This is a genomic window from Pseudodesulfovibrio sp. 5S69 (assembly GCF_037094465.1).
In the GTDB taxonomy this organism is placed as follows: Bacteria; Desulfobacterota; Desulfovibrionia; order Desulfovibrionales; family Desulfovibrionaceae; genus Pseudodesulfovibrio; species Pseudodesulfovibrio methanolicus.
Genome location: NZ_CP146609.1, coordinates 149,042 through 161,427 on the forward strand (window position 1 = coordinate 149,042; position 12,386 = coordinate 161,427).

Here is a 12,386-nt window from a genome sequence, read left to right on the forward strand (position 1 = left end):
CTTGAAGCTATGCATTGAAGACGGATTCCAGCCCTCGCGGCCGGAGCCCCCACCCTTGTCATACTTCGCCCGGCTTGCACCGTGCGCCACACCCGGCGCGTCCCTAATCGACCGTTTTATCGGCCGTAACGTCCGCAACTAATCCGGCTTTCCTGAGCAGACTGCTCTGGGCGCGCTTCACTTCCTCCACGCGGAACCGGAACACCTCATCGCGACTTTTGCTATAGATGTCGAAGGACATCATGGCCAGGTTGTCCACCTTGGCCTCGAACCGGAGCAGCTCATCCAGGGTGCCGTCCTTTTTCATGGGCCGGAAAAACTCGTCGCGAAGGAGCTTTTTCAGCAGAAAAACGAAGCTGATGGCCTGGGAGGGGGTGAAGTCCTGCACCGCCCGGATGCGGATGAGCTTGTCGAGGCTCCGCGCCATGCCCTCCGCATCCTGCCACTCGATCAAGTGATCGAGCAGCGCCCCGGTGGCCTCGATGATGGCCGCCCCGACCGGGTTCTGAAATCGATCTTTCTGTCGGGTCCAGACTTTTTGGGTTTCCTTGGGATAGGTCCTGAGGACCAGTTCCGCCCACTTCTGCGACAGTTCGGCCTTTCGCTCGGCCAACGTGGATTCAAAAGTCATTAACAACCCGCAACAATCCGTGAAATGGCCCACTTGCGGACCCGGCCTCGAAGGCGCGGGCGGACATTTCACGGACAGGCCTTTGATAAATTGTGAAAATCATCACGTAAAACTCAGAACCATATTCCAAACCCATGGGAAAACGTCAAGGTTTTTTCAAGGAAAAACCGGCCAATGAAAAGGGTTATCAGGGCTTGACGGGCCCCTGCGGAGCCCCGGTGAAACACGCTCCGCATCAGTCGCGCACCACCCGGTTGCGGCCCATCCGTTTGGCCTTGTACAGGGCCTCGTCGGCCCGGTTCAGGACCTCTTCCACGGTCTGGTCCCCGGCGCGCACCTGGGTCACGCCCATGGAGACCGTGAAGGTCACGGTTTCCGCCCCCACTTCCACGGCCAGCCCGGCCAGGGTCGACCGCAGCCGCTCGGCCACGGCGGTCCCCTCCCCGATGTCCGTCTGGGGCAGGATGACCGCGAATTCCTCGCCGCCCAGGCGGCCGAAGATGTCCGGGCCGCGCAACAGCGTCGAGACCGAGGCGGACAGGGTCTTGAGCACCTGGTCCCCGGCCGCGTGGCCGTAGGTGTCGTTGATGGACTTGAAATAATCGATGTCGAGCATGATCACGGTCAGGGGCAGGTCGTAGCGTTTGGAACGCTGCACCTCCACCGCGCCCAGGGAGAAGAACTGGTGGCGGTTGTTGGCCCCGGTCAGGGCGTCGGTGGTGGCCAGCAGCTTCATCTCCTGCTCCAGTTCGATGCGCTTGGTCACGTCGTGGATGACCGAGTAGAGGCGCTGGGCCCCCTGGACCATGATCGGCCCGGAATAGACCTCCACGTCCCGCATCTCGCCGCTGGCCAGCCGGTGCCGGAGGATGAAATAGGTCCGTCCCTCGTCCATGGAGCGGCGCATCTCCGTGAACATTGCGTCCCGGTCCAAGGCGTTGATCTGGCTCAGGTTCATGGTCCGCATGACCTCGACGGGGTAGCCGTAGAAGTCCTCGGCCGCCGGATTGGCGTCGATGATCCGCTCGGACTTGGGGTCGCTCAGGAGCATGATGGCGTGGTTGTTCTCGAAAAAGGCCCGGTACTGCTTCTCGCTCTCGCGCAGGACCTTTTCGGCCTCGATGCGCCGGGTGATGTCCCGGAAGGTCCCCTCCAAGGCCACGGGTTCGTTCTGGTTGTTGAGGACCTGGTGGGCGTTGGTCTCGATGACGATGAAGGTCCCGTCCTTGCGCCGGGCGGTCATCTGGAGCCCCCGGACGGCCCCCTTGCCCCGGAGGGTCTCGCGAAAGGCCATGCGCTCCCCGGCCCCCTTGTACAGGGTGTCGATGTTCCGGCCCACCAGCTCCGGCTCCTCGTACTGGAGCAGCCGGCAGGTGGCCGGGTTGACCATGAGCACGGTCCCTTCCAGGTCCGTGACCATGTAGCCCTCCTCGATGGTCTCGAAGATGCGCCGGAACTTCTCCTCGCTGCGCTTGAGCTCGGCCTCGGCGTACTTGCGGTCCGATATGTCGCGGATGACGTTGACCACGCCCAGCGTGGCCCCGTCGTCGCCCTTGATCAGCGAGACCGACTGGTCTGCGGGGAATATCTCGCCCTTGCGCCGCTTGAGCGGGAGCTCGAACAGGGCGCGCTCCTCGGCGTCGAACGCGGCCTTTGAGCGGGCCAGAAAATCGTCGTAGTGCCCGGCGCTGACGTGCAGCCCGCTGACGGGCTCCCCCTGGAGCTCTGCCTGGGTCCGCTCGAACATGGCCTCGGCCGCGGGGTTGGCGTCCAGGATGGTCATCTCCGGGGTGAGGATGAGCACGGCCTCGCCCAGGGCCACGAAGGTGCTGCGCAGCCACAGCTCCTTTTCGGCCAGGGCTTCCTCGATGGCCCGCTGCTCAGTGATGTCCGTGCCCGAGAGGAGCATGCCCACGGGCAGGCCGCCCTCGGTGGTCAGGACCTGGCTCTGCCACTGGACCATGCGCTTGAACCCTTCGCGGGTGGTTACCTGGAAGGTGCGCTCGTCCTCTTCCTCCACCTGGCCGGACAGGACCAGGTACAGGCAATCGCGGATCTCGTCCCGCTGGAGCAGGGGAACCAGTGTGTCCACCCAGTCCCTGCCCAGGAGCTCCTCCTCGGCGTAGCCCAGCACACGGCAGGCCGTGCGGTTGACCATGTCGACCTTGCCGGCGGCATTCAGGGTGAAAACCATGGACCCGACCACGTCGAGGTAGTGGGCCACCCGATTGCGCTCCCCGGCCAACTGCCGCTCGCCCTCCACCCGGGCGGTGATGTCGTCGAGGACCACGGCGTAGCCGTTGTGGCGGTCGGAAAAATCCGCGGCCAGGGAGACCGCGACGTTGAAATGGCGCTCGCCGTGGCGTTGGACCACGGGCACGTCGATGCGGCAGGATTCGACCCCTTCCGCGCCCAGGCCTTCGCCCTCCAGGGCGCTCTCCAGCCAAGGGGCCAGTTCGCCCAGGGGCACGGGGTCGTGGTCGCCCCGGCTCCACGCCTCCATGTCGCGCGCGCCGGTCAACTCGACGGCCGCGGGGTTCATGACCTCCACCGCGAAATCGGCGTTGAGCAGCAGGACCGGGGTGCGCAGGCTCAGGAACAGGGTGTGCAGCCTGGACGTCCGCGGGTCCGGGGGACAGTCGGCGTCCGCTTCGGGCGGAGCCGCCCGGCCCGATTCCGGGTGTCCGGCCAGCACTTCCTCGCAGAACGCGGCCCAGAACTCCACGGGATCATCGCCGTCCCGCAGACGGGCGGCATGCTCCCGGACGCGGTTCCGGAGGGGTTCCTCGGGGATGATGCGGCGATTCTTCAAGCGTTCTGTCCTCGGTCGGCGGTGCGGTTCGACAGTCATGGTCCTCGTGCGCCGCCGCGGTCGGACGGCACATCGAATGCGGGCGGAAACCATACTGCTTCACGCCGCCGTTGTCGAGCCGGTATGCCCGGATTTCCCTTTTGTCACAAAGGCTGCACCACTGTGCAGCAGGCTGCACGGCCGCCTGAACGATCCCATGGGGACGGTTGAGCGGAATGGAGGACTCGATCGGAGCCTGCTTCGCGGCGGACCCGGCCCGGAAAAAAGGCCCGCTCTACTGAGCGGGCCTTGAAGGGATTCGTGATCAGGACTCGGTCTCGTCCGAGCCGTCCTCCTGCACGGAAACGCCGGGCAGGTCCCCGGTCTCGTCCGGGCCGTCCTCCGGCGCGGAAACGCCGGGCAGATCCTCGGCCTGAGCGGCCTCGGGCCGGGGCTTGGCCGCGGGCGGCTCCATGTACCGAGCGAAGACCAGAAAGCCGGTGTGGGCGACCATGCGGTCGTCCGGACGCAGCCGGTCGGCCACGGGCTTCCAGCGGCGGACCAGGATCTCCAGGACCTCCAGGTCGGCGAAGGGGCCGTCCTCCAGGCCACGCAGCAGGTCGGACACCTGGTTGACCGTGGGCAGCAGGAAGCCGCACATGGCGCCGGGGATGACCGCGCTCGGGATGGAGTGGAGATATTCCCACGGGGTGCGCACGTCCAGGAACAGGGCGTCCGCGCCGGAATGCAGGAAGCCGTCCTCGATATTCTGGTTGACCTGCTCCACGCGGTGGGCCAGGCCCACGCGTTCCAGGTTCTTCCCGGCCAGCTTGAAGAAGTCGGCGCGGCGCTCATAGGTGACGACCTTGCCGGTGTCGCCCACGAACCAGGCCAGCGCCGTGGTCAGGCCGCCCGAGCCCGTGCCGGACTCGATGACCGTGGAGCCGGGACCGATGCCCAGCTTCATCATCAGGTAGCCGATCTCCTTGGGGTACATGATCTGGGTCTGGCGCTTTACCCCCTTGATCAGGTCGTGCAGGGTCGGTTTGAGCACCAGGTACGCCTTGCCCAGGTGGGTCTGGACGTACTGGCCGAAGCCGGCCGCGGCGATGTCGTCCATGAGCAGCTTGCCGTCATGGGTGTGGACCTCGCCTCCGGCCTCGAGCTTGCGCAGGTAGCGCTTGCCCTTGTGGCTGATGAGCAGAATAAGTTGTCCCGATTCGATCATGGGTAACAGGCCTCCTGAAAGAGATGGCCCTGAGTACGGCCCGCAAGGCCGGAAGTCAAGGAAAACGGGCTCACGCGGCGGGCAGGGTCACGCGCAGGGTGGTCCGGTCCTCCTCGTCGGAGACCGACAGCTCGACGCTCCCGCCCATGGCCCCGGCCGCCAGCCGGGCCGAATAGGTCCCCAGGCCGGTCCCGCCCAGCTTGCCCTGGGTGGAATATTTGTCGAAAAAAGTCTCGCGCATCCCCAGGGGCACGGCCCCCGTATTGGCGATGATCAGGACCACGGACTCGCCCACGTCCAGGGTCACCGCGATCTCGCCGCCCTTGGGGGCGGCCTCCACCGCGTTGAGCAGCAGATTGGCGATCATGCTCTCCAGCAGGAGCGGATTGGCAGGAATCACCGCGCCCTCCTGCCCCCGGTCCGGGCTCCCGTCGAGCAGGACCGACACGGCCAGCCCCTTGTCCGCGATCTTGCCTTCCAGGTTCACGAGAGCCTCGCGGAGGACTTCCGCCACGGCGACGGGTTCGGGATAGTAGGCATAGGTCCCGGCCTCGATCTTGTAGAGGGCCAGAGACAGGCCGATCATCTGCAGGGCCTTTTCCGCCTGGTGTTCGATGAGGTGCAGCATCCCGCTCAACTCGGCGTCCAGGCTCTCCTCCTCCAGGAGCAGAAGCCGGCACCCGTTGATCACGCCGATGATCGGGGACTTGAGGTCATGGACCACGATGCGGTTCACGTCCTCGCGCAGTTCCTCGAGCCGTTTCTGCTCGGAGATGTCCTGCAGGCTGACCACCAGGCTCTTGCGCCCGTCCACCACGCTGGCGACCATGTTCTTGAGCACCGGCAGCCGGCTGCCGTCCTTGCGGACCAGGCAGCTCTCGTCCACGATGACGTGGTCCTCCTCGGGCATCCAGGGGCAGGACGTGGCGTCGCCGCACAGGATCTTCCGGCAGGGCGAGCCGCGCAGCTCCTCCCAGGCGTAGCCGCTCATGGCCAGGGCCCCGGGGTTGGCCCCGGACAGGGTGCGCGTCTTGAGGTCGACCACGAAGATGCCCACGGGCAGGGATTCGAGGATGCTCCGCAGGCGGCGCTTGGACCGGGCCAGGGCCTCGGCCCGCTCCCGGCGGTCGGTCTCGTCCAGGGCAAAGGCATAGAAATAGTAGTTCCGGCCGTGGTGGTCGCGGGCCATGGACATGTCCAAGCGGATCCACCGGATCTCCCCGTCCTTGCGCCGCATGCGCACGGTCATCGGCTTGATGGGGTCATGCTGCCGGGCCTGGCTGACGATGCGCTCCACGTCGGCCGGGTCCACGACATGGGAAAAGGTGTCGCCCTCCAGGGCCTGGGCCTGGGCCATTTCCTCGGGCGAGTCGTAGCCGAGCATGCGGGCATACGCCCGGTTGCGCTCCACAAACCGCCCGCCCACGAAGCCGTGCGTGATGCCCACCGGGCTGTTCTCGAAGAGGATGCGGCGGCGTTCGTCCGAGATGCGCCCCTCGGCCTCGGCCTTGCAGCGCCGGTCGACCTCCTCCTCCAGTTCACGGGTCCGGGCCAGGAAGTGCTCCTCCAACTCGCTCCGGGCCCGGTCCAGTTCCTCCTGGACCTCATCCATGGTCCGGATGGAAGGCAGCCAATACCACAGTCCGACCAGGAGCAGGAACGACCCGGCCAGTTGGCCCACGAGCTTGGTCAGGTAGACGTTCACGTGGACGTCGGCGACCGTGCCCCAACCGGGGATGCCGAGCTGGTCGGTGATCTCCATGAAGATGCCGAACAGGATGAGCAGGATGCCGATCTTGATGAGCAAAAAGCCCCGCCGGCCGTAGGATACGGAACGGTCGGCGCGGATGAAGAGCCCCAACGCCAAGGCAAGGACAAAAAATCTCAGGATTTCGAGAATGACTACCAGCACGAACGGTTCCTCCAAAATGACGGGACTCGAAGCCACACTAGCCCAGGCCGAATTCCCCTCCAATTATTAATTCCCGACCTTCCGAAACAGTCCGTCGAACTTGACAGAACCGCGCAGGTACTTAATAAGTTGGCAAGAGTTAGGGACTCCTTCCAAGGAACGCAACGCGACATGGCATACAAATACGTCTTCGGCCCGGTCATGAGCGGGCGGCTCGGCCGCTCGCTCGGTCTCGACCTGCTCGGGGACCGCATCTGCTCCATGGACTGCGTGTACTGCGAGGTGGGAGCCACCAGGGACCGGACCTGCGAACGCAGGGTGTACGTCCCGGCGGCCGACATCCTCAAGGAGCTCTCCCTGTGGAAGGAGGAGGGGCTGGAACCGCCGGACATGATCACCCTGGGCGGGCTCGGCGAGCCGTGCCTGAACTCGGAGATGGAGAACGTCATCTTCGGGGCGAAGCGGCTTTTTCCCGACACGCCCGTGGCCGTGCTGACCAACGCCAGCCTGATGACCGACCCCGAGGTGCGCCGCGAGCTGTGCGCCGCCGACGTGGTCCTGCCCAGCCTCGACGCCCTGGTGGAAGCGGAATTCACCAAGGTGAACCGGCCCGACGAGGCCGTGAAGCCCGAGGCCGTCGCCGAGGGGCTCCTTGCGTTCAAGAATGAATTCAAGGGAAAGATATTTTTGGAAATTTTGCTTGCCGAAGGAATTAACGATTCCGACGAGAACCTCGGCAGGCTGAAGGATTTTTGCCAGCGGCTTGCTCCCGACCGAGTGGACGTGGTCACCCTGACCCGTCCCGGAACGGTCAAGGGGGTCCGCCCCGTGGACGGGGCGGTTCTAAGCCGATGGCGCCTGGCGCTCGGAGGCGGGGATACCCGCACCGGCGAGCGGCGGGTCCGGGGCGGCAAGGAGATGAGTCTGGAGCGGATGACCGCTGCCGTGACCGCCTCCCTGAGCCGCAGGCCTCAGACCGCGCAACAACTGGCCCAGGCCCTGGGAGCGGACCCCGACAAGGTCCGCCAGGCCGTGGAAGCCCTGGAAAAGATGGGCGACGTAACCCGCCGGGATGACCGGGGGGAGACCTTCTACCACGGAACGGGCCATGTCATCGAAGAATGAAGGGCGCGCCGGGATCAGACACACACATTTCTCGTCAAGAGGTTTCCATGACCAAGAAGAAACGGCAGAAGATGTTCATCTCCGTGCTGCCGGGAGAGCAAGTCGAGGTCGTCATCGCCGAAGAGGGCAAGGTCAACGAATACTACGTTGAGATGGTCCACCAGGCCAAGACCAAGGGCAACATCTACAAGGGTTACATCCACAACATCGACAACGGGCTCCAGGCCGCGTTCATCAACTACGGAGCCGAGCGCAACGGCTTTCTGCAGATCGACGAGGTCCACCCGGAATACTACGTCAACGACGTGACCACCAAGAAGGGCCAGCGCTTCCCGCTGATGCAGAAGGTGCTCAAGCCCGGCCAGGAGGTCCTGGTCCAGGTGGTCAAGGAGCCCACCGGCAAGAAGGGGGCGTTTTTGACCTCCTACCTCTCCCTGCCCGGACGCAGCTTCGTTTACACCGTGGGCCGCAGCCAGATCGGGGTCTCGCGCAAGATCGAGAATGAGAAGGAGCGCGCCCGGCTCAAGGCCGCCCTGGAAGGGTTCGAGACCACCGAGGGCGTGGGGCTGATCGCCCGCACCGCCGCCGTGGGCCAGTCCAAGGCCGCCCTGGAGCGCGACTACAAGTATCTGAACCGGCTGTGGACCGACATCCGGTCCAACGCCCAGAAGGTCAAGGCCCCGGCCATCGTCTACAAGGAACTCGGCCTGGCCGCCCGGGCCGTGCGCGACTACCTGACCCTGGACATCACCGAGATCTGGGTGGACGACAAGGAGACCTATGAGCAGGTCCACCAGTTCGTGAAGCTGGCCTTCCCGCGCAAGAACAACCTGGTCCGGCTGCACGAGGACAGCGACCTCTCCCTGCTGGAGCGGTTCAACCTGACCAAGCAGGTCCAGGAGATTTACTCCCGCGAGGCGTCCATGCCCTCGGGCGGACGCCTGGTCTTCGACGCCACCGAGGCCCTGACCGCCGTGGACATCAACTCCGGCAAGATCGGCGGCGAGAAGAATTTCCAGAAGATGGCGCTCAAGACCAACGTGGAGGCCGCCCGCGAGATCGCCCGCCAGCTCCGGCTGCGCGACATCGGCGGCCAGGTGGTCATCGACTTCATCGAGATGAAGAACCCCAAGGACTGCCGCGAGGTGGAGAAGGTCATGCGCGCGGAGATGAAGAACGACCGCGCCCGGACCGACGTCTCGCGCATCTCGTCCTTCGGCCTGATGGAGCTGGTCCGCCAGCGCCTGGGCTCCTCGGCCATCGCCATCTCCACCGAGCCGTGCCCCTGCTGCAAAGGCACCGGCATCCGCCGCAACATGGAATGGCAGGCCCTCCAGGCCCTCAAGGATATCCACCGCGACCTGCGCAAGCCCGGCGGCGAGGAGGTCGAGTTCGACTGCGAGGAAGAACTGGCCATCTACCTGCTGAACAACAAGCGCGGCATCCTGGCCGACCTGGAAAAGCGCTACAACAAGTCCATCCACATCGACATCGAGTACGAATACGACGAGTAGCCGTCCCCGGATACGAAACAAGAAAGGCCCCTGTCCCGAATCATCGGGGCGGGGGCTTTGCTTTCGGAGTGATGCCGATCAATCCGGCCCCCCCTGGACCCCCCTTCCAAACTTTTTGTGTGCCTTAGGCAAGCCCGTGCGGACGCGGCGAGCCCCCCCCTGGAGCGGTTCGGGTAGCGCAGCGACCCGACAGCGGCTCTTTTACCGCGCTCGCACAAGGCTTTCGAGAGTGGTGTAGCTGTGCATTTTTAAGTGAATTGTAGGCGAGTCTTCGAGCCGTACAAGATCTTATGCCCTAGGTACAGACCCGGCCGGGGCAACCGCAGCGTAGCCGTCTACGTGAGGATTGGCCCGGCCGGAAAAAATGTGCAGATGCGCCGCTATCGGAAGCCGCTCTACTCCATGGAAGGCAGTGTAAAGATGAAGGTGGAGCCTACGCCGACCTCGGACTCGACCCAGATGCGGCCACCGTAGTGCTCGATGATCTCGCGGCAGATGGTCAGGCCCAGGCCGGTGCCCTTGGGCTTGTTGACCATGGTGTCGTCGGTGTGGGTCTGGTGGAACTTCTCGAAGATCTGGGACTGGTCCTCGGGGTGGATGCCGGTGCCGGTGTCGACCACCTCCACGCGGAGCTGGCCGAAGCGCGGGAAGGCGCGCAGGGTGACCGAGCCCTTTTCCGTGAACTTGGAGGCGTTGTTGAGCAGGTTGATGAGCACCTGCTGCATGCGGTCGCGGTCGGCGAAGATGTGCGGCAGGCCGGGCTCGATCTCGGTGCGCAGCTCAAGCGAGGTCTGGGCGAACATGCCCGAGACCGAGCTGGCGGCCACCTCGATGACCTCGTTCATGTCCAGTTCCTCGTCGCGCCAGCCCATGGAGCCGGACTCGATCTTGTTCAGGTCGAGCACGTCGTTGATCAGCCGGGTAAGACGCTCGCCCTCGTGGCTGATGATGGCCAGGTTCTCCCGGATGCGCTTGCCCTTGCGCGCGAGGCTGCCGTCCGGGCTGACCAGGGGCAGGAAGTTGCGGGTGAACTCCTTGTTCAGGAGCTTGGCGAAGCCCAGGATGGAGGTCAGGGGCGTGCGCAGTTCGTGGGAGACCGAGGACAGGAAGGCCGACTTCATCTCGTCCAGCTCGCGCAGCCGCTGGTTGGCCTCCTCAAGCTCGCGGGCCTTGTTGACCAGGTCCTCGGTGCGCTCGCGCACCAACTGCTCCAGGTGGCGGTTCAGGTCGGCCAGGTCCTGCTCGGCCTTCTTGCGGTCGGTGATGTCCTCAAGGATGCCGTCCACAAACACGAAGTTGCCCTTTTCGTCGTGGATGGCCCGGGCATTGAGCGAGCCCCAGATGGTCTTGCCGTCGCGGCGGTAGTACTCGGCCTCGAACCGCTTGACCTCGCCCTGGTCGCGGACCCGGTCGAAGAACCCCTGCATGTGGTCCGGGTTGACCATGATCCGGGAGCTCAAGGAGCGGACGTTGGACAAAAACTCGTCCAGAGAGTCATAGCCGAAGATACGGGCCATGGCCGGGTTGGCCCGGCGGAGTACGCCGTCCGGGGTGGCCTGGAAGATGCCCTCGATGGCGTTCTCGAAGATGGACCGGTATTTCTCCTCCGCTTCCTGGAGGGTCTTGTTCATGGTCTGGAGCTTGTTCTCGCGGCCCTCGATCTCGATGGACATGCGCCGGAACCGTTTCGCGATCTCCAGCAGCTCGGCGTGGTAGACCTCGCCGAAGTCGTAGGAGAAGTCGCCCTTGGCCACACGGGCGATGCCGGACTGGAGGACCCTGAGCGGCTTGTTCAGGAAAACGCGCAGGAGCAGGCCGGTGATGGCCAGGATGACGGAGATGGACACGACGATGATGATGATGGACACGAACATCTGCTCGTCGAGGCGCTTCTTCTCGCGCTCCAGGGTGAAGTCGATCTCGGCCCGGCCGATGGTGCGCCCCTCGAAGATGATGGGCCGGACCTTGCTGAAATCGGCGGGCGCGCCCGAGAACTTTTCATGGGCGAAGACCACCTCGTTGCGCGAACCGTAGATGCGGATGCCCTGGACCATGTCGTCGTGGGTGTAGACCGAGCCGATGAGCCGGGCGTTGTCGTAGTCCAGGTTCCAGATGGGTACGGCCAGGATCTCGGCCACCGAGGAGATGGTGTCCTCGCCCTTCTTCTCGGCCGTGGCCCACATCTCCTGGGACTGCTGCCAATAGATGAAACCGCCGAGCGCCGTGGCGATGATCATGACGATGACCACCAGGCTGAAGGTCAGGTCCCGCGAGATGGACCTGCTGGTCAGGAGAGGCCGGTTTCTCTTGGGTTTGTCTGCTCGCATCTGTTTTCCGGAAAAAGGGAAATGGGGGACAACTCCCTAATCGCGCATCCTCTTGAGAGGCTGTACACGACTCCCCGCAACCTGTCATCACAGTTATAATGGATACCGGCCCCGCAGCCGGGCCACGGTCCCGTCCTCGACGAGGCGGTTCAGCGCCTTGCGCAGGCGGGCGCGCACGGACGGCGGCACGCGCAGGGAGACGTAGACGCGCATGAAATCCCGCTCCAGGACCAGCGGCCGGCCCAGGAAGCGGCGGCGCAGGCCGAGCCGGTCGGTGGCCGCGGCCAGCCCCTGGCGCGAGCCGATCACGGCGTCCACCCGCCCGGCCATGAGCATCTTGAAGCCGAGTTCGTGGTTCTTGCACGGAAAGGGGATGTACTTCAGCGCCTTGGCCCGCGCGCGCTCGTACCGCGAGCCCCGGAGCACGGCCACGGTCTTGCCCGCCAGGTCCCGGACGTCGCGCAGGGGCGTTTCCACGCGCCCCCAGGCCACCAGGGTCATGGCCTTGACCGGACCGATGTCCTCGGCCAGTTCGGCGATCCGGCCCTCGGGCGGGGTGATGATCATGTCGGCCATGCCCGTGTCCATCTCCTCCACGCCCCTGGCCAGGGGCACGAGCCGGTTCTCGGATGCGAGCCCGGCTTCGCGCGCCAGGGCGTTGCCGAGTTCGAAGCAGAACCCGCCGGGGCGGCCCTCCTCCATGCGTCCGCACGCGCCCAGCTCCACCGTCACGATGCGCAATTCCCGGTCCTGGGCGAAAGCCTGGGCCGGGAGGCACGACCAGAGCGACAGGAGAAGCAACAACAGGACCGGTCGCAGGCGGGGAGGGGGCGAATCATGGGGCATGCCGCAATCTAA

8 protein-coding genes are annotated in these 12,386 nt (G+C 65.0%); 2 read left to right on the forward strand and 6 right to left on the reverse strand.

Translation table 11 applies throughout. The features are described from left to right. Positions 1-103 precede the first annotated feature (103 nt). The 4 genes from V8V93_RS00775 to V8V93_RS00790 form a co-directional block, all read right to left on the reverse strand. Positions 104-631 (reverse strand): RsbRD N-terminal domain-containing protein, encoded by a 528-nt coding sequence (locus V8V93_RS00775; RefSeq protein ID WP_338668459.1) that lies wholly within the window; start codon positions 629-631, stop codon positions 104-106. 235 nt (positions 632-866) lie between these two features. Next, positions 867-3,443: a PAS domain S-box protein gene (locus V8V93_RS00780; RefSeq protein ID WP_338668460.1), complete on the reverse strand. Its 2,577-nt coding sequence runs from the start codon at positions 3,441-3,443 to the stop codon at positions 867-869. A gap of 304 nt (positions 3,444-3,747) precedes the next feature. Next, positions 3,748-4,650, reverse strand: a complete 903-nt coding sequence (locus V8V93_RS00785) for a tRNA (adenine-N1)-methyltransferase (RefSeq protein WP_338668461.1) — start codon at positions 4,648-4,650, stop codon at positions 3,748-3,750. A 70-nt stretch (positions 4,651-4,720) separates the two neighbouring features. Further along, a complete protein-coding gene (locus V8V93_RS00790) occupies positions 4,721-6,562 on the reverse strand; it encodes a PAS domain-containing sensor histidine kinase (protein WP_338668462.1) in 1,842 nt (613 codons plus the stop codon). 171 nt (positions 6,563-6,733) lie between these two features. Here V8V93_RS00790 and V8V93_RS00795 point away from each other — a divergent pair, with 171 nt between their 5' ends. Continuing rightward, positions 6,734-7,687, forward strand: coding sequence for a radical SAM protein (locus V8V93_RS00795; RefSeq protein WP_338668463.1), 954 nt, complete (start codon positions 6,734-6,736; stop codon positions 7,685-7,687). A 47-nt stretch (positions 7,688-7,734) separates the two neighbouring features. Continuing rightward, positions 7,735-9,201, forward strand: coding sequence for an Rne/Rng family ribonuclease (locus V8V93_RS00800; RefSeq protein WP_338668464.1), 1,467 nt, complete (start codon positions 7,735-7,737; stop codon positions 9,199-9,201). A 395-nt stretch (positions 9,202-9,596) separates the two neighbouring features. Here the strand turns inward: V8V93_RS00800 and V8V93_RS00805 are convergent, their stop codons facing one another. Next, positions 9,597-11,528 (reverse strand): sensor histidine kinase, encoded by a 1,932-nt coding sequence (locus V8V93_RS00805; RefSeq protein WP_338668466.1) that lies wholly within the window; start codon positions 11,526-11,528, stop codon positions 9,597-9,599. 93 nt (positions 11,529-11,621) lie between these two features. Then, the gene (locus tag V8V93_RS00810; protein ID WP_338668467.1) at positions 11,622-12,374 is read right to left on the reverse strand and encodes a substrate-binding periplasmic protein; all 753 of its coding nucleotides are present in this window, start codon (positions 12,372-12,374) and stop codon (positions 11,622-11,624) included. Between the last annotated feature and the right edge of the window lie 12 nt (positions 12,375-12,386).